The 21,996-nt window shown below is 36.5% G+C and carries 19 protein-coding genes; 17 read left to right on the forward strand and 2 right to left on the reverse strand.

Translation table 11 applies throughout. The features are described 5' to 3' along the window. Positions 1 to 17: 17 nt before the first annotated feature. Positions 18 to 836: a site-specific integrase gene (locus tag AC6UDB_RS02955; RefSeq protein ID WP_500693777.1), complete on the reverse strand. Its 819-nt coding sequence runs from the start codon at positions 834 to 836 to the stop codon at positions 18 to 20. Between the two features lie 114 nt (positions 837 to 950). Between AC6UDB_RS02955 and AC6UDB_RS02960 the strand changes: the two genes are divergently transcribed. From AC6UDB_RS02960 to AC6UDB_RS03020, 13 genes are all read left to right on the forward strand, one after another. Continuing rightward, complete coding sequence (locus tag AC6UDB_RS02960; RefSeq protein ID WP_500706467.1) at positions 951 to 2,159, forward strand: CCA tRNA nucleotidyltransferase; 1,209 nt, start codon at positions 951 to 953, stop codon at positions 2,157 to 2,159. A gap of 20 nt (positions 2,160 to 2,179) precedes the next feature. Next, positions 2,180 to 4,099 carry an ABC-F family ATP-binding cassette domain-containing protein gene (locus tag AC6UDB_RS02965; protein ID WP_500709110.1) on the forward strand — a complete coding sequence of 640 codons (1,920 nt, stop codon included), beginning with the start codon at positions 2,180 to 2,182 and terminating at the stop codon, positions 4,097 to 4,099. A gap of 30 nt (positions 4,100 to 4,129) precedes the next feature. Beyond that, positions 4,130 to 5,080, forward strand: a complete 951-nt coding sequence (locus AC6UDB_RS02970) for a thymidylate synthase (protein WP_500695631.1) — start codon at positions 4,130 to 4,132, stop codon at positions 5,078 to 5,080. Positions 5,081 to 5,089: 9 nt separating this feature from the next. Continuing rightward, entirely contained in the window at positions 5,090 to 5,584 is a 495-nt protein-coding gene (locus AC6UDB_RS02975; RefSeq protein ID WP_500693773.1) for a dihydrofolate reductase, read from the forward strand. A gap of 11 nt (positions 5,585 to 5,595) precedes the next feature. Continuing rightward, on the forward strand, positions 5,596 to 5,817 hold the full coding sequence (locus AC6UDB_RS02980; protein ID WP_500693772.1) for a YozE family protein: 222 nt from the start codon (positions 5,596 to 5,598) through the stop codon (positions 5,815 to 5,817). Positions 5,818 to 5,834: 17 nt separating this feature from the next. Then, a complete protein-coding gene (gene ylqF, locus AC6UDB_RS02985; protein WP_500709111.1) occupies positions 5,835 to 6,710 on the forward strand; it encodes a ribosome biogenesis GTPase YlqF in 876 nt (291 codons plus the stop codon). Continuing rightward, positions 6,700 to 7,464 (forward strand): ribonuclease HII, encoded by a 765-nt coding sequence (gene rnhB, locus AC6UDB_RS02990; RefSeq protein ID WP_500706475.1) that lies wholly within the window; start codon positions 6,700 to 6,702, stop codon positions 7,462 to 7,464. The genes ylqF and rnhB overlap by 11 nt, the downstream gene beginning before the upstream one ends. 38 nt (positions 7,465 to 7,502) lie before the next feature. After that, positions 7,503 to 8,375 (forward strand): DNA-processing protein DprA, encoded by an 873-nt coding sequence (gene dprA / locus AC6UDB_RS02995; RefSeq protein WP_500709112.1) that lies wholly within the window; start codon positions 7,503 to 7,505, stop codon positions 8,373 to 8,375. A gap of 89 nt (positions 8,376 to 8,464) precedes the next feature. Further along, on the forward strand, positions 8,465 to 10,594 hold the full coding sequence (gene topA / locus AC6UDB_RS03000; protein ID WP_500695636.1) for a type I DNA topoisomerase: 2,130 nt from the start codon (positions 8,465 to 8,467) through the stop codon (positions 10,592 to 10,594). Positions 10,595 to 10,670: 76 nt separating this feature from the next. Continuing rightward, positions 10,671 to 11,597 carry a tyrosine recombinase XerC gene (xerC, locus tag AC6UDB_RS03005; RefSeq protein ID WP_500709113.1) on the forward strand — a complete coding sequence of 309 codons (927 nt, stop codon included), beginning with the start codon at positions 10,671 to 10,673 and terminating at the stop codon, positions 11,595 to 11,597. A gap of 20 nt (positions 11,598 to 11,617) precedes the next feature. Further along, positions 11,618 to 12,160 carry an HslVU peptidase proteolytic subunit gene (gene hslV / locus AC6UDB_RS03010; RefSeq protein ID WP_500695638.1) on the forward strand — a complete coding sequence of 181 codons (543 nt, stop codon included), beginning with the start codon at positions 11,618 to 11,620 and terminating at the stop codon, positions 12,158 to 12,160. Between the two features lie 16 nt (positions 12,161 to 12,176). Further along, positions 12,177 to 13,631, forward strand: coding sequence for an ATP-dependent protease ATPase subunit HslU (gene hslU / locus AC6UDB_RS03015; protein WP_500701084.1), 1,455 nt, complete (start codon positions 12,177 to 12,179; stop codon positions 13,629 to 13,631). Positions 13,632 to 13,677: 46 nt separating this feature from the next. Beyond that, positions 13,678 to 14,562 carry an aldose 1-epimerase family protein gene (locus tag AC6UDB_RS03020; RefSeq protein ID WP_500706483.1) on the forward strand — a complete coding sequence of 295 codons (885 nt, stop codon included), beginning with the start codon at positions 13,678 to 13,680 and terminating at the stop codon, positions 14,560 to 14,562. 40 nt (positions 14,563 to 14,602) lie between these two features. Here AC6UDB_RS03020 and plsY read toward each other — a convergent pair whose 3' ends face one another. After that, positions 14,603 to 15,250, reverse strand: coding sequence for a glycerol-3-phosphate 1-O-acyltransferase PlsY (plsY, locus tag AC6UDB_RS03025; RefSeq protein WP_500693763.1), 648 nt, complete (start codon positions 15,248 to 15,250; stop codon positions 14,603 to 14,605). A 172-nt stretch (positions 15,251 to 15,422) separates the two neighbouring features. Here plsY and parE point away from each other — a divergent pair, with 172 nt between their 5' ends. The 4 genes from parE to AC6UDB_RS03045 all read left to right on the forward strand — a co-directional run bounded on the left by parE (position 15,423) and on the right by AC6UDB_RS03045 (position 21,890). Beyond that, positions 15,423 to 17,384 (forward strand): DNA topoisomerase IV subunit B, encoded by a 1,962-nt coding sequence (parE, locus tag AC6UDB_RS03030; RefSeq protein WP_500693762.1) that lies wholly within the window; start codon positions 15,423 to 15,425, stop codon positions 17,382 to 17,384. A 15-nt stretch (positions 17,385 to 17,399) separates the two neighbouring features. After that, positions 17,400 to 19,862, forward strand: coding sequence for a DNA topoisomerase IV subunit A (parC, locus tag AC6UDB_RS03035; RefSeq protein WP_500709114.1), 2,463 nt, complete (start codon positions 17,400 to 17,402; stop codon positions 19,860 to 19,862). 65 nt (positions 19,863 to 19,927) lie between these two features. Beyond that, on the forward strand, positions 19,928 to 20,959 hold the full coding sequence (locus AC6UDB_RS03040) for a LysR family transcriptional regulator (RefSeq protein WP_500695642.1): 1,032 nt from the start codon (positions 19,928 to 19,930) through the stop codon (positions 20,957 to 20,959). Next, positions 20,952 to 21,890 carry a manganese-dependent inorganic pyrophosphatase gene (locus AC6UDB_RS03045; RefSeq protein WP_500695643.1) on the forward strand — a complete coding sequence of 313 codons (939 nt, stop codon included), beginning with the start codon at positions 20,952 to 20,954 and terminating at the stop codon, positions 21,888 to 21,890. The genes AC6UDB_RS03040 and AC6UDB_RS03045 overlap by 8 nt, the downstream gene beginning before the upstream one ends. The last annotated feature ends 106 nt before the right edge of the window (positions 21,891 to 21,996 follow it).

The raw sequence follows: 21,996 nt of genomic DNA on the forward strand, positions 1-21,996 counted from the left end.
ATTTGATACTCTGATCCTTATTTTTGTGCTAATTTTTGATAATAGATTAGTGACGCTGGATCCATTCTTAAATCCTGTGCAAGAGTTTTGTCACTATCATTTGGATGTTGATTGAGGTAGTTAACGACGAATGCTTGGTATAGTGATTTGGGATTAAGATTCATTGCTAGGTATTCACTATCTGGCTTTAAGTATTTGTGAAGACCTGCAGATGTAATATGGCAGTTGGAAGCGATTCTTTGCTTTAAAAAGAGGTCCTTTGAATGATGACGAATTTGAAGCGGGGTAACAAATTTTTGAAAATTAGATAAAAAGGATTTTTCTTCAGGTGAAAAGTCAACGTGGTTTAATTCATGATAAAAGCCAGGTAAGAGAAACTCTGAAGATTGGTATCCCTTACTGATAAGTAACAGCGTCATTCTAGTGTAGTAGTGAACCTCAGGATCTTCGAGGATAGTTGGTAAAGAATAGATCCACTTGGTAATGTATGAATTATGTTCGTTTTTTTCCTTACTTTTAATGTTAATTGTAGGAAGATGGGTATTAAGATGGTTGTTAAATAAGAATTTAAAATAGACGTTGATCTGAGATAAAACCTTGTTATAGGTATTGTTTCCGTTATTACGCTTAGAAATGATCATATCTAGATATTGCTCGATGTCTCGATCAAAGATTTGACTAACTCGGTGATCCGCTTGGTATCCCACGTTAAAATTAGATAAATAATTAAAAAGATCCGATAAGGTTTTGGAATACTCGCGAATGGTTACATTTGAGAGTTCTTTTTTTCTTAGATAACGTTCAAAATGATCTTGATATGGATAATTGTTACTCATGATTTGTCTCCTGTAATAAGTTACTTTAACTTAATCATAACACAAGAACCAGACACAAGCCTAACTTTTATATGATAATTTTGGTAGAATGAAATCAGTGAAGGTGTGTGGATCATGAAAATAGACAACTTACCAAGTGAATTTGATGATGCTAGAAGGGTTCTTCAGACAATTGAAGAAGCGGGATTTCAAGCTTATTTTGTTGGCGGATCAGTCCGTGACACTATTTTGCATGCACCAATTCATGACGTTGATATCGCAAGTAGTGCGTATCCTGAAGAAATTAAAACCATTTTCAAGAAGACAATTGATACTGGGATTGAACACGGAACCGTCACGGTGGTGCACGATGGTCGATCTTATGAAATCACGACGTTTCGGACTGAATCAGGATACCAAGATTATCGGCGTCCCGATCAAGTTACCTTTGTTCGATCACTTGAAGATGATTTAAAGCGTCGTGATTTTACTATCAATGCGCTTGCCATGAAAGAAAATGGTGAAATCATTGACTTGTTTGGTGGCTTAAATGATTTAAGAAATCATCTAATTAAGGCTGTTGGAGATCCAGAACAACGTTTTAATGAGGATGCTTTACGAATGATGCGTGCTGTTCGCTTTGCTAGTAAACTGAATTTTGCAATTGAAAAGAACACTTTTAATGCGATTAGTAAACATAGTTATCTATTAAAAAAGATTGCTGTGGAACGAATTAACGTGGAATTTGTAAAGATGATGCTAGGGATGGCTCCTGGCAGGGGGCTTAAACAGATGATCCAAACGAATTTAATTAAGTATGTTCCCGTCTTGGGTGATTATGTTTCTGAAATAGCTAGGTTAGGGTCACGTCCCATTTCAGAATACATTAATAATGAAGTTCAGGTTTGGTCCTTAATTGCATGTCAGTGCGAATTAAATAGTGAACAGATTGGACATCTGATGAAGAGTTGGAAGGGATCAAATAGGTTAACCGAGAACGTTAAACTAACGGTTAAAGCAACTTACAAGATTGTAAGTGATGTTTTAGATCCAGTAACGTCGTATAAAGTTGGTCGCATCAATCTTGATAACGCATGTCAAGTAGCCATGACCTTAGGTAAGGTAGTCAATATTGACCAAATAGAAAATGAATATGATCGCCTTCCGATTAAAAGTAAAAGTGAACTAAAAATTAACGGTAAAATGTTGATTGATAGAGGTTTTAAACCAGGTCCATTATTAGGAAATGTTCTTAATCAACTGGAACGTTCCGTTATAAGTGGCCAAATTAAAAATGATTCAGATTCACTACTTTCTGCATCGAAGCAAATAAATAATGATTAAAAATAATTGGAGCAGATATTGTGCAAACATTAAAAGCAGAAAACTTAACGAAGACGTATGGTGAAAAGACTTTATTTAAAAATCTTGACTTTATTATCAATGAACATGACCGAATTGGATTAATTGGAACGAATGGAAGTGGTAAATCGTCCCTTTTAAACACTATTTCTGGAATTGATCATGATGTTAATGGGACAATTACCACTTCTAAGTCATACACAATTGGATACCTAAAGCAGGTTCCAGATTTAGATGAAAACCTAACCGTTATTGACGCTGTTTTTGCCGGTGATCAAAAGATTTTTAAAATCATCAGATCCTATGAACATGCCCTTAAAAATTATTCTAAGCATCCGGAAAATTCAGATTTTGAAAAAAAGTTTGAGAATGCAGAAGCAAAAATGAATGAAGAGGATGCCTGGACGGCGGAAGTGGACGTTAAAAACATCCTTAATCAACTGAAAATTACCGATTTAGATCAAAAGGTGGGAAGCATGTCGGGTGGCCAGCAGAAACGAGTTGGATTAGCTCAGGTTTTAATTCAGTCACCTGATTTACTTTTATTAGATGAACCTACCAATCACTTGGATTTTGACTCGATTGACTGGTTGGAACGGTTTTTGAGTAAATACAAGGGAGCTTTAGTATTTGTTACCCATGATCGTTATTTTTTGGATCAAATTGCTAATCAAATATGGGAATTATCATTTGGTAAACTTTATAAGTATCCCGGTAATTATCAAGATTATGTCCAGAGGAAGGCTGAACTTGATGAAGAGCAAGAGGCTGCCTCTCATAAGCAGCAACGGCTTTACAAACAAGAGTTAAAGTGGATGAAAAAAGGCGCTAAAGCTCGTTCCACTAAGCAACAAGCACGAATTAATCGATTTAACGATTTAAAAGCTGATGTTGATCAGGGCAATCCAATCGATGAAGATGTCGATATCACAATGGGTCAAAAACGGCTTGGTAAAAAAGTGATTGACATTAAACACGCTAACTTAACAATTGCTCATAAGCCAATTCTAAGAGATTTCAGCATGTTAATTCAAAATGGTGAACGAATCGGAATTAGTGGTGAAAATGGTGCCGGGAAATCAAGCTTTTTAAATGTAATTGCTGGAAAGCTTCCACTTCAGTCCGGTACCATTGATATTGGTGAAACCGTTAAAATGGCATATTATACACAAAAAATGGAGAAAATCCCGGAAGACAAACGTGTTATTAGTTATTTAACTGATATCGGTGAAAATGTGGTTGATAAGGATGGAAATAAGGTTAGCGTTACTAATTTATTAGAACAGTTCCTTTTTCCTAAATTTATGCATGGAACTTTGATCCGCAAGCTTTCAGGTGGAGAAAAAAGGCGCCTTTATTTACTGAAATTATTGATGGAGCAACCAAATGTGCTTCTTCTTGATGAGCCGACTAATAATCTCGATATTGGGACCTTAACGGTTCTAGAGGATTACATCAAGCACTTTAATGGGACAACGATTACAGTATCTCATGATCGTTACTTTCTTGATAAAGTAGCTGATCGATTATTGATTTTTGATGGGAATGCTAAAATTGAGCGTTATACTGGTCAATTTACTGATTATCTACAAAAAATGAAAATGCAAAGGAAACAGGTTCATCATGATGGTAAGAACCAAACCAATAGCCGATTAGATGAAGCTAAAGATAGCACTTCCGAGAAAAAAAGCACGAAATCGAAAACCAAGTTAACGTATGCTGAAAGAATTGAGTGGGATAAGATCGATGGCAAGATTAATTCTTTAGATCGCCAGACTAAAGATGTAAAAAAACAGATGCAGGAAAATAGTTCGGATTACGATAAGTTAGCAAAGTTACAACGAAATCTTGATGAATTAAATCAGAAATCGGATCAATTAATGAACCGATGGGAATATTTGAGCCAGTACGTTGATGAGTAGTTGTTTTTATTAAAAAAGGAAGAGATTAAAATGTTAGAGGATGCATATTTAAATCTAGAACGTTACGTTTTAGATAATGGTCACAAAAAATCAGATCGAACTGGTACCGGAACCATTAGCACCTTTGGTTATCAAATGCGTTTTAACTTACAGGACGGCTTTCCACTTTTAACCACTAAGGCGGTTCCCTTTCGGTTGATTAAATCAGAATTACTTTGGTTTTTGCGGGGTGATACTAACATTCGTTATTTACTTAAACATAATAATCATATTTGGGATGAATGGGCGTTTGAAAAATGGATTAATTCTGATGAATATCATGGACCAGATATGACTAATTTTGGTTTGCGTTCACAAAGTGATCCCGAATTTAATGAAGAATACCAAAAGCAGAAGAAAATATTTTGTGAACGAGTTTTAAATGACGATGATTTTGCCAAAAAATATGGCGATCTAGGCTTGGTTTACGGAAGCCAATGGCGTAACTGGAAAACGAGCAATGGTAAGGCCATTGACCAGATTAAAAATGTTATTAATACCATTAAAACTAATCCTGATTCCAGAAGAATGATTGTGAGTGCTTGGAATCCAGAAGATATTCCTAGTATGGCTCTTCCACCTTGTCATGTAATGTTTCAGTTTTACGTAAACGATGGCAAGTTAAGTTGCCAATTGTATCAGCGTAGTGGTGATATTTTTTTGGGAGTTCCATTTAATATCGCAAGTTATGCTTTACTTACTAGTTTAATTGCCAAAGAGGTCGGATTAATTCCTGGTGACTTTGTCCATACGTTGGGTGATGCTCATATTTACAGTAATCACATTGATCAAGTCAAAGAGCAGTTAACTAGAAAGCCACACCCAGCTCCACATCTATGGCTAAATCCCGATAAGGAAAGTATTTTTGATTATGATATGGATGATATTAAGGTGGTTGATTATCACCACGACAAGCCAATTAAAGCGTCAGTGGCAGTATAGGAGATTATTATGTTAGCTTATATTTGGGCAGAATCAAATGGACATGTCATTGGAAAAGATGGTAAATTACCCTGGCACTTGCCGGATGACATGCAATTTTTTAAACGTAATACGATCGATCATCAAATTCTAGCTGGTAGAACCACGTATGACAGTTTTAAAAGACCATTACCAAGACGCAAAAATTTGGTTTTGACTCACCGCCCGCAGAGTGATTTTCCGAGTGGGGTTGTGACCTTTAAAACAGTTGATGAATTTTTGAAGTATGCAAAAAGATACCCTAATGAAATGATTTTTGTGGTTGGTGGAACGTCCGTATTTGAAGATTTGTTGCCGTTTGTTGATTATCTATATCGTACTAGTATCAATCATGATTTTGATGGGGATGTTAAAATGATTGATATTGATTATTCTCAATTTGAATTAGAAAAGAAGATTTCCGGAAAAGTTGATGAACATAATGTTTATCCGCATACTTTTGAGATATTTAAGCGTAAGAAATAAGAGGTAAGAAATTGAGAAAAAGTTTTTATGAGTTTTTAATGACTAGAAGACATCCAGGGAGTTCTGATCCAATTGCGGAATTTGCTAATAATGCGTTCTTTGATCAATTATTTCCAAAGCAAGAGGATAATTTTGAAAGGCTTTCTAAGTACTTGGAGGAAAATGCTGGTTATTTACCATCCATGACAATTTTTGATGATGCATGGAAAGAGTATCTTGCCTACCTCGATTAACGATAAAGGAGCAGTAAATGGGAAGTAATATACAATGGTTTCCTGGACACATGGCGAAAGCTATTCGTCAGTTTGAGGAAAATGTCCACGTTGTTGATATTATTTTTGAATTGGTTGATGCAAGGATTCCGTATTCATCGATTAATCCAGAGATTAAGCGGGTATCAGGTAATAAGCCACGTTTATTTATTTTAACTAAATCTGATTTAGCTGATCCAAAGATGACTAAAGAATGGTTAGATTACTTTAATAGTACGGGATTATCGGCCATCTCAATCGATTCAAAATCACGTGGGGTCAGAAATAAGATTGAGACTGCTGCTCGGAAAATTCTGAAGGATAAGTTAGAACAATCGCAAGCAAAGGGATTAAAAAAAGACATCATTAAGGCTGTCTGTGTTGGGGTTCCGAACGTTGGCAAGTCAACTTTGTTGAACCAGTTAGTTAGTAAAAGATCAGCAGCGGTTGGCAATCGTCCAGGAGTAACTAAGGGCCAACAATGGTTAACCTCTAGTAAAACGATGGAATTATTAGATACTCCCGGAATATTGTGGCCGAAGTTTCAAAATCAGGAGATTGCTGATAAATTAGCGTTAACGGGAGCAATTAAGGAGAGTATTTATCATCCTGATGATATTGCTTTATTTGCGCTTCATTTTTTTCGTAGTCACCATAGCGACGAGATCTTGAAACGTTATCATTTGGGTCCGTCCGATTTAAACCTAAGTGATGTTGAGTTATTACTTAAAATTACTGAAAAGATTGGAATGAAAGACGATTACGACCGAGCCAGCGTCAGGATTATTAATGATGTTCAAAAGGGAAAATTAGGGCGTTTTACGTTAGATTCCCTTGAACTGGTGGAAAGAAATGAGTATGGTAATGACGATTAGAGAAATTTCTGAGCGGTTTGCTAACGTTGATAATGTTAGTGATCCGCTTTTTGTCCGCTTTGGGGATGATCCACGAATTGGAGTTCAAAGAATTATTAAGAGAACGTTGAAGCGAATTAATACCCAGACCGAGAAAAAACGTGATTTTTTAACCAGACTTAAATATGAAAAAGAAATATGGCAACGCGGGGTGAAGTATATTGCTGGCGTTGATGAAGTGGGCAGAGGGCCGCTTGCTGGTCCAGTAGTCGCTGGTGCGGCAATTTTACCAGTTGACTTTGATCTTATTGACGTCAATGATTCCAAAAAATTAAGTGATGAAAAAAGACGAGAACTAGTTCCAAAAATCAAAAAGGAAGCGATTGCTTACAACTGTTTTGCGGTTTCAAGTCAGATGATTGATCAAGTCAATATTTATGAAGCAACTAGAATTGCCATGAAAAACGTAATTAGTATGTTAGATCCACAGCCAGGTCATATTATTGTGGACGCCATGACAATTGATGACAGTATTCCGCAGACTAGGTTGATTAAGGGAGACTCAAAATCAGTTAGTGTTTCTGCTGCTAGTATCCTTGCTAAGGTTTTTCGAGACGATTTAATGAATGAATACGCTCGTAAGTATCCTGGATATGGATTCGAACGAAATGCGGGTTATGGAACCAAAGAACATTTACGGGCTTTAGATAAACTTGGTCCGACCCCAATTCATCGCAAGACTTTTTCACCAGTATTAAAAACAATCAATCATTAATTTACGTATTTATCCATAGACAAACCAGGAGGTAGAAAATGGATAAACGGAAATTATTGCTTAGAATCAAGTTATGTCGTGGGATTGGGATTAAAGGCGAAGCAATTCTTGCACGGTGGGTTAAGGGGACTTCAGTTGAAAACATGTCTTTATCTGAGGTTGAAGATGAATTAATCAATCTATTAAAACGTCATCATTTGCAGACAACGAAGTTTAAGAATTCATTTTTAAGTAGTGAGTTAGAGCGATCTTTTCGTTTGAACCAAAAGTGTCATTGGATAACCATTCTTGATGATGGTTATCCTGAACAACTTGCTGATATTTATTGCGCGCCAATTGTGCTCTTTTATGTGGGTGACGTGTCGTTACTTACAACACGTTCGATTTCTGTGGTAGGAGCACGACAGTGTACAAGTTATTCAATTGCAGCAATTAAGGATATTATTACACGTCAGGTACTTAAAAAGTTTACGATTGTGTCTGGTCTGGCTAAGGGAGTTGATTGTTTAAGTCATCAGTGCGCTTTAGCACATGATGGCCGTACCATTGCGGTGATTGGAACAGGCCTCGACCGTTTTTATCCCGCTGAATGTACGCAGCTTCAGGATAATTTGATGAGAACCAACCTGGTTATCAGTGAGTATCCATTAGGAAGTAAACCCTTAAAATACCATTTTGTGGAACGAAATCGCATCATTGCTGGTCTTTGCGAAAAATTAATTGTTGTTGAGGCAAAGCAAAGGTCAGGAAGTTTAATTACTGCTAGTTTGGCTTTGACCGAAAATCGGGATGTCCTTGCCATACCAGGTAATATTACTTCTCCACTTTCTAAGGGTTGTAATCAACTAATTGCTTCTGGAGCACGTCCTTGTTTGAGTGATAATGATGTTTTGGAAGATTCTTTAGTTTGACAGGTCTTTAAAACTGCAATATGATATGGAAGAAATTTAAACGGAAATTATCATGTATTAATGAAGAAAAAATAACGAGGATAATTTTAATGGCCACAACTTCTGTAGCAAAGACAAAGAAAACAACTAAAACAAAAAAACGTAAAGCAAGTTCAAGAAAGAAAAAATTAGTGATTGTCGAATCGCCAGCTAAGGCAAAGACGATTCAAAAGTATCTAGGAAGTACCTATAAGGTCGTAGCAAGTAAAGGACACGTTCGTGATCTCCCTAAGAGTAGGATGGGCGTGGACATTGAAGACGATTTTAAACCTGATTACATTTCAATTAGGGGGAAAGGTGACGTAATTAAAATGCTAAAGTCTGAGGCTAAGAAGTCGAAGATGATTTATTTAGCATCTGACCCTGACCGTGAGGGTGAGGCAATTGCCTGGCATGTTTCTCACGTATTGAATCTTGACGTTAATGATCAAAATCGGGTGGTCTTTAACGAAATTACCAAAGATACCGTTAAGGATGCTTTCAAACATCCAAGAACGATTGATATGAATCTCGTGGATGCCCAACAAGCACGTCGGGTTTTGGATCGATTAGTGGGATATTCAATTTCTCCACTGCTTTGGAAAAAAGTAAAAAAGGGATTAAGTGCCGGACGGGTGCAGTCAGTGGCATTGTGGTTAGTGATTGATCGGGAACGTCAGATTAGAAAATTTGAGCCAGAAGAATACTGGACAATTGATTCTGAATTTAAGTCTGGGCGTTCAAAGTTTAAAGCCAGTTTCTACGGTCTTAATGGCAAGAAAGCGAAACTTGCGAATAATGATGATGTGCAAAAAGTTTTAAAACAAATTGATCCAAAAGCTGATTTTGATATTACAAAAGTCACTAAAAAAGAACGACGGAGACAACCAAACGCACCATTCACAACCAGTACTCTTCAACAAGACGCCAACCGGAAATTAAATTTTAAGACTGGACGAACAATGATGGCTGCCCAGCAACTTTATGAGGGAATTAATATTGGCAAAGAAGGAAGCCAGGGTCTCATTACTTATATGAGAACTGATTCAACAAGAATCTCATCAATTGCTAAGCATGAGGCAGCTACCTTTCTTCATGAAAAGTATGGGGCAGAATACTCTGCTAATAAACCAATTAAGGGGAAAATGCCAGAAGGCGCTCAGGATGCGCACGAAGCAGTCCGACCTACATCTGTTTATCGGACTCCTGCAAACATTAAACAATATCTTACTAAGGATCAATATAAACTTTACAATTTAATTTGGTCACGATTTGTAGCTAGTCAAATGACTCCAGCAATTATGGATACTGAAACAGTAACCATTGAACAAAATGGTGTAACGTATCGTGCTAACGGCTCAAAGATGAAATTTGAAGGTTTTTTGAAAGTCTATTCAAATGGGAAAGAGAAAGATAATATCTTGCCTGATTTAAATAGTGGTGACACCGTTAAATTATCTAAAAATAATCCAGACCAACACTTTACTCAACCACCAGCTCGATACACTGAAGCCAATCTGATTAAAACTTTAGAAGAGAATGGAGTGGGACGTCCATCTACCTATTCGCCAACATTAGGTACAATTCAAAAACGTTATTACGTTAAACTAGTTGGAAAACGATTTGAACCAACCGAACTCGGTGAGATTGTAAATAAAATTATTGAAGAGTACTTTCCTGACATTGTCAACGTTGATTTCACGGCTGATGTCGAAGGAAAATTGGATGAGATCGAAGAAGCTAAAGAAAAATGGGTTGAAGTTGTAGATCACTTCTATCAACCATTTTCAAAAGAAGTGGATCATGCGGAACAGCTTATGGAAGATGTTCAAATTAAGGATGAATTAGCCGGATTTAACTGTGAGATATGTGGTGCGCCGATGGTCGTAAAGATGGGTAAGTATGGCAAGTTTTACGCTTGTTCACGCTTTCCTGATTGCCGCAATACTCAAGCAATTGTCAAAGAAATTGGGGTAACTTGTCCGAAGTGTAAGAAAGGCCAAGTTATTGAACGTAAAACAAAAAAGAATCGTTTGTTTTATGGATGTTCACGTTATCCTGAATGTGACTTTGTTTCATGGGATAAGCCAATTGGACGAGATTGTCCAAAGTGTGGTCATTTCTTGGTTGAAAAAAAGGTTCGTGGTGGCATGCAAGTTATTTGTCCAAACGGCGATTATAAAGAAGATATTCAGAAATAATTAAAATAGCTGTTCCTCGGAACGGTTTTATTTATAAGGTAAAATGTAAAAAGTTACTTTAACTTAGGAAAAAATAATGCAAAACAAAAAACTAATCGAACTATTCGTAAAATATATTGTAAACGAACGTCAATATTCAAAAGACACGGCTAAAGCTTACGAAGACGATCTTGAGGAGTTTAATGTATTTCTACAGACGTCAGGAAATGCTAAAAGCTTTAAAAATATCGACAATTTTGACGTTGAAGTTTTCTTAGGTACTTTGCACGATAGAGGAGATGAGAACAGCACCATCGCTCGTAAAATTTCTTCATTAAGGTCTTTTTTTAATTTTTTGCTAAACAATGAACTAATTTCGGACAATCCGTTTGAATATGTTCACATAAAAAAGCATAATAAGCATTTACCAAGATTCTTTTATCAAAAAGAATTAGACATTCTTTTTAAAACAGCCGCAAGTAATCAAGACAAACGAATTGCTACTCGTGACAGTGCCATTCTCGAGGTTCTATACGGGACGGGAATGAGAGTCAGTGAGTGCTCCAATCTTGATATTAACGACATTGATTTTGATAATCGAATCATGCTTGTTTTAGGTAAGGGAAACAAGGAACGTTATCTGCCATTTGGAAGGTATGCTAAAAGTGCTATTTTACGATATATGGAGAAATGTCGAACGCCAATTATGCGTGAATATCATAAAGACCATCTTTACTTATTTATCAATCAGCATGGTGATAAACTGTCAAGCCGCGGTATTGAATACATTTTAGATGGAATTATGAAAAGAAGTGGTCTTAATAGTTCAATTCATCCTCACATGCTTCGTCATACATTTGCCACTCAAATGTTGAATAATGGAGCTGATCTTAGAACTGTTCAGGAATTACTTGGTCATTCTGATTTATCTACAACCCAAATTTATACTCATGTTACTAAAGAAGGACTACTTAAGAACTACCAGAAGTTCTTTAAGCGTCCTGATGAAGATAATCCAAACTAACTTTTGAAGGGAATTTAATTATGACAGTAAAATTTGAAGCTACCACAATTTGCGCCATCAGACATAATGGTCACGTTGCACTAGCTGGTGACGGTCAAGTTACTATGGGAGAAAAAGTTATCATGAAGGGAACCGCACATAAAATCCGTCGGATCTTTGATGGGAAAGTTGGAGTCGGTTTTGCTGGAAGTGTTTCTGATGCATTTAACCTAGAAGAAAAGTTTGAAAAAAAGTTGAAAGAATATAGCGGCAACTTAAAAAGAGCTTCAGTAAAATTAGCTCAAGAATGGCGCGGCGATCAACAGTTACAAAAACTTGAGGCCATGCTAATTGTTGCCGATCATGATAATTTGCTTTTAGTATCTGGTTCAGGAGAAGTAATTGAGCCAGACGATGATATTTTAGCAATTGGATCTGGTGGTAATTTTGCATTAGCAGCAGCCACTGCAATGAAACATAAGGCGCCTGAAATGTCAGCTGAAGAAATTGCCAAAGCTGCTATTAACATCGCTGCTGACATTGATATTTTTACTAATCACAATGTAATTTCTGAAGAACTATAAACCGAGGTATTAATTAATGACAAAAGAAGAACAAATGACACCAAAAGAAATTGTTTCCCAATTAGATAATTATATTGTTGGACAGGACGATGCTAAGAAGTCTGTAGCAATCGCGTTGCGTAATCGTTACCGTCGTCTTCAATTAAGCCCACAGATGCAAGAGGACATTACTCCTAAAAACTTATTGATGATCGGTCCCACTGGAGTTGGTAAGACAGAAATTGCACGTCGTTTGGCTAAGATTGTAGACGCTCCATTTGTCAAAGTAGAAGCAACCAAATTCACTGAAGTTGGATACGTTGGTGGAGATGTTAATTCAATGGTTCGTGATTTAGTTGAGAGCTCAGTTCAAATGGAAAAGAAAATTGAGTTTAAAAACGTTAGACGTGAAGCTGAAAAGAAAGCGAATAAGGACTTGGCTGAGATCATTTCACGCGAAGAAAACCACGTAGATGATCCAGAAGCAATCGCAAATAATGATAAAAAATTAGAAGATACGGTTAAAGAACTTAATAAAGCATTTAAGAAGGGGAAACCAATAGATTTATCTTGGTTAACTCAAAAAGATCCCTTCATGGATAATGACGAAAAGAATAAAATTAAAAATGATGCCGATCAAATTTTAAATCAAATTGAAAATGGCGAGTTAGAGGACCATGAAGTTAAAATCTCCATTGATGACCCAGCGACTGCACTAAACGCGGACAACAGCAAAATGGAACAAATGGGAATTAACTTGCAGGGATTAGAGAGTATGCTGCCGAAGAAGCAAGTTGAAAGAGTCCTTCCGTTAAAAGAAGCTCGTGAAGCATTAATCAATCAAGAATCAGAAACACTAATTGACGATGCCAAAGTGAATGGCTCAGCAATTAAACGTGCCGAAAATACCGGGATTATTTTTATAGATGAAATTGATAAATTGACTGGTGGAAACAAACAAACTCGTGGAGAAGTGTCAAGAGAAGGTGTTCAACGAGACATTTTACCAATCGTTGAAGGTGTAAATGTAAATACTAAGTATGGAGTCATAAATACCAATCACATCTTGTTTATCGGTTCCGGTGCTTTTGCTGATAGTAAGCCTTCAGATTTAATTCCTGAACTGCAAGGTCGATTCCCAATTCGAGTAGAATTAAATGATCTAAGTAAGAATGACTTTGTTAAAATTTTAACTGAACCGAGTGATGCATTAATTAAGCAATATGTAGCATTAATTGGGACGGATAATATTAAAGTAACTTTTACTAAGGAAGCAATTGAAAAAATTGCTGATATTGCATATTCTGTTAACCATGATACTGATAACATCGGTGCTAGACGGCTTCACACAATTCTAGAAAAATTACTTGAAGATATTTTGTATGAAGGACCAGATATGCATATGGGTGATATTACGATTAACCAACAATACGTTGAAGACAAAGTTGGTAATCTTGCGGCTGATGAAAATATAGCACGATATATTTTATAGTTTCTACATTTTGTGAAATAATATATAAAGAAAGGGAGGGATTAAATTGCCAGTTACACTAAAAAATGATTACTTAACGGTTCGAATTAATCAAAAAGGTGCTGAGATTGTTTCGGTTAAGGATCAAAGCGGTACTGAATATATTTGGGGTGCTAATAAAAAGTACTGGAAGCGTCATGCACCGATCTTGTTTCCAATCGTTGGTCGACTTCAAGATGATGATTATATTTACGATGGAAACAGTTATCATATGTATCAGCATGGTTTTGCTAGAGATAGTGAGTTTGAGATCGAATCTCACAACCAAACCGAAGTCAATTTTATGTTGCATTCGAGTGCGGCTACTAGAAAGATTTATCCCTTTAACTTTAATTTATCTATTCACTATGAGCTAGATGAACACACCATTGCGGTTGAAATGGTAGTAGAAAATATCAATCCAGATCCAATGTATTTCTCATTAGGAGCTCATCCAGGATTCAACGTCCCATTGTTTCCTAAGAAAGAAACATTTGATGATTATTCGGTCTCGATTGCTCCAAAGCATGACTATAAAACTGTTAGAATTGATCAGAATGGATACAGTAATATTAAACATCCAATTGAAAAAACGCTGAACAATCCACTACAGTTAAATCGTGACCTATTTATTCATGATGCAAAGGTGCTTGATGTATCTGATAATGAGCAAACTACCGTTATGCTCCAATCAGATGTCACCGAGCATGGAGTCGCTTTGACTGCTTACGACTGTAAGTACATTGGTATCTGGTCAACTTATCCTAAAAATGCTCCCTTTGTGTGTTTAGAACCATGGTGGGGAATTGCTGATGAGGAAGGCAGTACTGGATTTTTAAAAGATAAGGCCGATATAAGTAAACTTGACCCGAACGAAAGCTTAAATGCTGATTTTGATATTACTTTCTTCTAAATAAGATTAAATTAAATAAGGGACACTCGTTGAGTGCCCCTTATTTATGCTGTTTTTTTGAAGGAATGGATTTCTTTACGTATTTTAAGTACCAGTAATAAAGACCAAACGGAACGAGATTTTCATCTCCATGAATAATCTTAATGATGTTGTTCCGGTGGCGATAGAAAGTAAAGATTGTTAAACAAATTGCTAGAATTGTCAGTGCTGGATCGTTTTCAAATAATGATGCAATAACAATAATGGTAAAGCCTAGCATACTAGCAAGACTTACCATACTAGTAACAAAGATACAGATAATCCAAGTTCCGGCCGCAATGCAGAAAAAGACGAAGTTATATGCCCAAAGCATCCCAGCACTAGTTGCAACTGCCTTACCACCACGAAAATGATCAAAAATCGAATAAGTATGGCCTAAGATCGCTGCCAGTCCAAAAATGAGCGGGTACCATGAATGGATTCCAAACTGCATTGGTAACCAAGTAGCAATGGCGCCCTTAGCAATATCAAGAATCATCACAATGGTTCCTGCAAACCATCCTAGTACCCGATAAGTGTTGGTAGCGCCAATATTTTTGGAGCCATGTCGTCTAATGTCGATATGAAAAAATACTTTGCCAATCCAAATTCCGTTGGGAATTGATCCCAATAAATAAGCAAAGATTAGGAGAATAATAAATTTAACCATATCTTCCTCCGTATTATTAATGTAATATATAAGTCCCAAAAGTTTATTTTATCATTAAAAAGATGATTTTAAAATTTAGTTTGGGAAAATGAGCTAACTTTAAAACGTCTTTGCAATCAAGTTTAAATAGGTTATTATTAAAAACGATGACTAAAAGAAGGAGTCTTTCCTAATGACACAGGCAAAAAAGCAAGAGTATGATGACTCTTCAATTCAAGTTTTACATGGTTTAGAAGCAGTTCGAAAACGACCTGGTATGTACATAGGTTCTACTGATTCAAAGGGATTGCACCATTTAGTTTACGAAATTGTTGACAATGCAGTCGATGAAGCGTTAGCTGGCTATGGTGATGAAATCAACGTTACCATTCACGAAGATGATAGTATCACAGTGGTTGATCATGGGCGTGGTATGCCAACTGGAATGCATTCTTCTGGAAAACCAACTCCTGAAGTAATTTTAACGGTTCTTCATGCTGGTGGGAAATTTGGCCAAGGAGGATATAAAACTTCGGGGGGATTGCACGGAGTTGGGTCAAGTGTTGTTAATGCACTTTCAACTCATTTAACGGTTCAAATTGTCCGTAATGGTACTCTTTATCAAGAAGATTTTAAAAATGGTGGGCATCCTGTTGGAACCCTAAAAAAAATTGGAAAAACCAATAAACATACCGGAACGACTGTCACATTCAAACCTGATCCGGACATCTTTACTACTACAACTTATAATTATGATATCTTGGCAGAACGGCTTCGTGAGTCTGCCTTTTTGCTGAAGGGCGTTAAAATAACGCTTAAAGATGAAAGACCCGGAAAGATTCGTGAAGATGAATTTCAGTTCAAAGATGGGATTAAGGAATTTGTTGACTATCTGAACGAAGGCAAAAGTACACTTGGAAAAGTTATGTATTTCGATGGGAAAAAAGATGGCATTGAAGTTGAAGTTGCTGCTCAATACAATGACGGCTATACCGAAAATATGCTTTCATTTGTTAATAATGTTAGAACTAAAGATGGTGGAAGTCATGAAGCCGGCTTTAGAAGTGCATGGACCAAGTCTTTTAATGAGTATGCCCGTAAAGTCGATTTATTAAAGGACAAGGACAAAAATCTGGAGGGAAACGATGTTCGTGAGGGGTTAACTGCTGTCGTAGCGTTAAAAGTACCTGAAGAACTGCTCCAATTTGAGGGTCAAACTAAAGAAAAATTGGGAACCCCGATTGCAAGGTCAGTTGTTGATAGTGTTGTTTCAGAACAATTACTCTACTACCTCATGGAAAACAGTGATTTTGCTAAAACTTTGATTAAAAAGGCCACTAATGCGCGCACAGCGCGTGAGGCTGCTAAAAAGGCTCGAGAAGAGAGTCGACACGGTAAAAAGAAAAAGAAACGCGAACGACTCCTTTCTGGGAAACTGACTCCTGCTCAGTCAAAAGATACGAGTGAAAACGAATTATTTCTAGTTGAAGGAGATTCGGCCGGAGGCTCCGCTAAGCAAGGACGAGATCGAAAGCATCAAGCAATTTTACCGTTACGTGGTAAGGTTCTAAACACTGAACGTGCTAAACTTCCTGATATTATGAAAAATGAGGAAATTAGTACGATTATCTACACAGTAGGAGCGGGTGTAGGAACTGATTTTAAGATCGAGGAATCAAATTATGACAAAATTATTATCATGACAGATGCGGACGATGATGGTGCCCACATTCAGATCCTCCTTTTAACTTTCTTCTATAAATACATGCGGCCAATGATTGAAGCAGGTAAGGTATATATTGCGTTACCGCCACTTTATAAATTGCAACATGGTAAAGGGAAGAGATCCAAAGTAGAATATGCTTGGACCAATGAAGAACGTGATCAAGACATTAAAGATTTTAAATCAGGATATTCGTTACAGCGTTTCAAAGGTTTGGGCGAGATGAACGCGGATCAATTATGGGAAACTACGATGGATCCTGCCAAAAGGACTTTAATTCGAGTTCGAATCGATGATGCAGCTGATGCAGAACGACAAGTATCAACTTTAATGGGTAATAAAGTAGAACCACGTCGAAAATGGATTGAAAATAACGTTCAATTTAATCTCGAAGAAGACGGAAGTATTTTAGATAATACTGAGAAAAATTAGCTTGGAGGTGATGAAATGGCACATAGATCTAAAATTAAAGATTTAACTCTTTCAGAAGTTATGGACGAACGGTTTAGTCGTTATTCTAAATCAATTATTCAAGAGCGAGCATTACCAGACGTCCGTGATGGGCTTAAACCCGTTCAAAGACGGATTTTGTATGCCATGAATAAGGATGGCAATACTTCTTCTAAGGGATTTAGAAAAGCAGCTAAATCAGTTGGTAACGTCATGGGTAATTTTCACCCTCATGGCGATAGTTCAATCTATGAAGCTATGGTTCGTATGAGTCAAGACTGGAAACTACGGGAACCGTTGATTGAGATGCACGGAAACAATGGTTCAATGGATGGTGACCCTCCAGCAGCCATGCGTTACACAGAAGCTCGCTTAAGTAAAATATCAGATGAAATGTTGCGGGATATCGATAAGGATACCGTTGATTGGGTTTTAAACTTTGATGATACGGAGTATGAACCTGTCGTTCTTCCTTCTAGATTTCCTAACTTACTAGTAAATGGTGCTACTGGAATTTCAGCGGGATATGCCACCGAAATTCCACCACACAATCTAGGTGAAGTAATTGATGCGTTAATTTATCTACAAAAGCATCCCAATGCCACTTTGGACAATCTAATGAAGTACGTTAAAGGACCAGACTTTCCAACTGGCGGAATCATTCAGGGACTTGACGGAATTAAACAGGCCTATGAAACTGGCAAAGGACGAATCATGATTCGTTCTAAAACTTCAATTGAATCATTGCGTGGGAATAAACAGATGATCAAGATAACCGAAATTCCTTATGAAGTTAATAAGGCTCAATTAGTCAAACAAATTGATGAGGTTAGAATTAACAAAAAAATTGATGGAATTGCCGAAGTAAGAGACGAATCAGATCGTGAAGGATTAACGATTGCAATTGAATTGAAACGGGACGTTGATAGTACTAGTATCTTAAATTACTTGTTCAAAAATACTGACCTGCAAATTTCGTATAACTTTAATGTCGTTGCTATTAGCAATATGGCACCAAAAAGGCTTTCTCTAAAAGAAATCTTAGTTGCTTACTTGGATTATCAACGCGATGTTATATCTAAAAGAACTAAATTTAATTTAGATAAAGCCAATGCACGACAACACATTGTCTTGGGTTTGATTAAGGCATTATCAATCCTAAACCAGGTGATTAAAACCATTCGTGCTAGTAAAGATAAACAAGATGCGCGAAATAATTTAATTTCTGAATACGACTTTTCCGAAAAACAAGCGGATGCGATTGTTGCCTTACAATTGTATCGTTTAACTAATACAGATGTTACTGAATTAAAAAAAGAAAACGCTGATTTGGCAGCTAAAATTGCTGAATATGAGACTATTTTAGCAAGTCCAGATGAACTTGACTCTGTTTTAAGAAGCGAACTTAGAGATATTGCAAAACGTTACCGTAATCCACGTCGTACTAAAATTGAAGACAAAATTCAAAATCTGGAAGTTAGTGAGGAAGTTACGCTTCCAGACGAAAATGTAATGGTAATGGTAAGTAATGATGGTTATCTAAAACGCAGTAGTATTCGCTCATTTAATGCGTCTGAGATCACTGATAACGGCTTAAAAGACGATGACCATGCTGTTTACCTAAATGAATTAAACACTCGTGATTCGCTGTTTATGTTCACTGACAAGGGTAATATGATTTATCGCCGTGTTTATGAAGTCGAAGACGTTAAGTGGAAAGACACGGGAGAACATATCTCAAGAATGAATGGGCTTGATGCCAATGAGAAAATCATTGCTGTTTATGACTTCTCTGATCTAAGTAAACAAGATGGTGAATTTGTAATTACAACTAGTGCTGGCCATATTAAGCGCACTGAATTTAGCAAATTACTTCCTAGTCGTACCTATAAAAGTCGTGCTGCAATGTATGAAAAGTTGAAGGGGCCGCTATCAAAAGTAGTCAATGTCTCATACAATCGGGTTGAAGATCCTGGTAGTGTCTTATTGATGACAGAAAAGGGAATGGCCCTTAGATACGACTTGCAGGAAGTTTCGTTGAATGGTCCGAGGACCACAGGAGTGAAAGCAATTAGTTTAGCTGATGATGATCACGTCGTTAACATGCAATTTGTAAATGATGAGTCTGAAATTGGAGTTGTTTTCCAAAATGGGCACTTTAAAAAGATGAGAGTAAGCGACATTCCAGTGACTAGCCGTGCACGAAAAGGAATTAAAGTTTTAAAAGAATTTAAAACCAAAAGTAACCTGTTAGCTGATTTTATCAAAATTGATTCTAGGGATGAAACGCTTAAAATTTATACTGATCACGCGACTTCACACGAAGTGGTCTTGGGTGACTACGGAACATCTGGTCGTTTATCAAACGGATCGTCCGTAATGAATACGAAGATGATTGGAACTCCAATTTTGATTGCTCACGACACTTTAAAACAATCTCAAGTTGATAATTTGCTATAGTAAATATAGTGATTTCGTGATAATATACACAATATAATAATAAATGTTAGTGCGAGGTATTAGTTTTGAGAGAATCTAAGAGGGAATCATTATTTTCATCCAAGGCTTTGGTATATTTCTTACAATTATCTGAATCGCTGAACTATACAAAAGCTGCGGGTATTTTAGGAATTACACAGCCTGCACTATCCCAACAAATTAAAAAATTAGAAAATAAGCTCCATGCTAACTTATTTTATTCTGTTGGTAAACAAATTCATTTAACCGATGCGGGTTATACTTTAAAAAATGCTACCGAGGAAGTATATGGAATCCTTGATAATGCTACTGATGAAATTGAATCATATTCAAGCTCAATCCGTGGAACAATTAAGGTTGGAATTCTTTCTGCAATTGAAGATGAAATATTTGAAAATTTTGCCCTATATTTCTATGAAAAGAATCCAGATTTGCGAATTGAAATGTACATGTTGACTCAACAAACATTAATCTCTGATCTTGAAAGTGGAAGAATTGATTTAGCCATTATGTACCTACCAAATGAGAAATTGCATAATTGGAAGGGAATGGCCATTAAACCGATTACTCACGATACTTTGTGCTATGTTCATCATGATAAAAGTAAAATTGGAAGTAAAATTAATCTTAAAAAAGTTGTTGGGCCAATGGTAGGTTTTCCCAATGGTTATTACTTTAATCAATTTTTAAAGAACATTTACAGCGCTAAGCGCTATGAAATGCCAAAAATGGAAGCATGTTTTACAAGACCAGTGCAAATCATAGAATTTGCTTTATCATCTGGGTTAAATACAATTCTACCGAAGACCTTTATGATGACACGTGATCGAACTAAAATGGCTCAAAAGAATACTTATTATACTGATATTATTCCTGATTTTTCTCTTCAAGCCGTTGCCGTCTATCGTGATACTAAAGATGGTATTCCGCGGTTAAATAAATTATTTGACGAATTTAGTGGTTTTGTAGGAGAATATGAGCAGGCTAAAGATGTATACTTAAGTAGTATTAATATAGAAGTTAGAGATCGTCAGAGACTCTTGGAAATATGGAAAAAGAGGAGAGAGAATCATGAGTAAAGAACTAGTTTTTGGACATAAAGTACCGGATACGGATGCAATTGTGGCTGCAATGGCACTCGCATATTTGAAGAAACAAGACGGGTATGATGTAGAAGCAGTCGCTTTAGGTAATCCCAATGCTGAAACTAAGTATGTGCTTGATTACTTTGATACTAAAGCACCACGTGTGATTGAACGTGCAAAACCTGAAGTTGATAAAGTAATGCTAGTCGACCACAACGAACCTCAACAAAGTGTAAGTGATATTGATCAATTAACCGTAACTGATGTTGTTGATCATCACCGAATTAATGGTTTTAACACTGCTGCACCTTTGTATTATCGTGCTGCACCTTATGGATGCTGCAGTACAATTATTACTAAGATGTTTTCAGAAGAGGGTATTAAAATTCCCAAGAAATTAGCCGGTTTAATGTTGTCAGCCATTATCTCTGACACTTTATTGTTAAAATCACCGACTACTACTGATTTTGATCGCGATGCACTCAAAGCTTTAGCTGACATTGCCGGAATCGATGATTACGAAGATTATGGTGTTAAAATGCTTAAGGCCGGGACTAACGTTGACGCAAAAACTGATCAACAACTTATTGACGGAGATGCTAAGTCATTTACGTTAGGTGGTAAGAATGTCAGGATCGACCAAATTAACGTTGTCGATTTAGACGATATTACCAAACGTGCTGATGATATTAAGAAAGCTATGAAGGCTGAATCTAAGGATAAGGGCTATGATTTATTCTTAGTGCTTGTAACCAATATTCTTGATAGTAATTCAGAACTAATTGTAGTTGGGGAACCAAAGAGCGTGGTCGAACAAGCTTTTGATAACAAATTCAATGATGATGACATTATGAATTTGCCTGGAGTCGTTTCTAGAAAAAAGCAAGTTGTTCCCCCATTAACTGATGCATTAGAAAAAGAATAGTTATAAAAAATCCACTTAATTGTGGATTTTTTGGTTTAAAACAAATTGTTTGCTATTTAATTGGATAAGATATAAATTAAATATAGAAACAAATAGGAGGTTTATA

The sequence above is a fragment of the Fructilactobacillus sp. X3R2C1 genome (genome assembly GCF_059901235.1).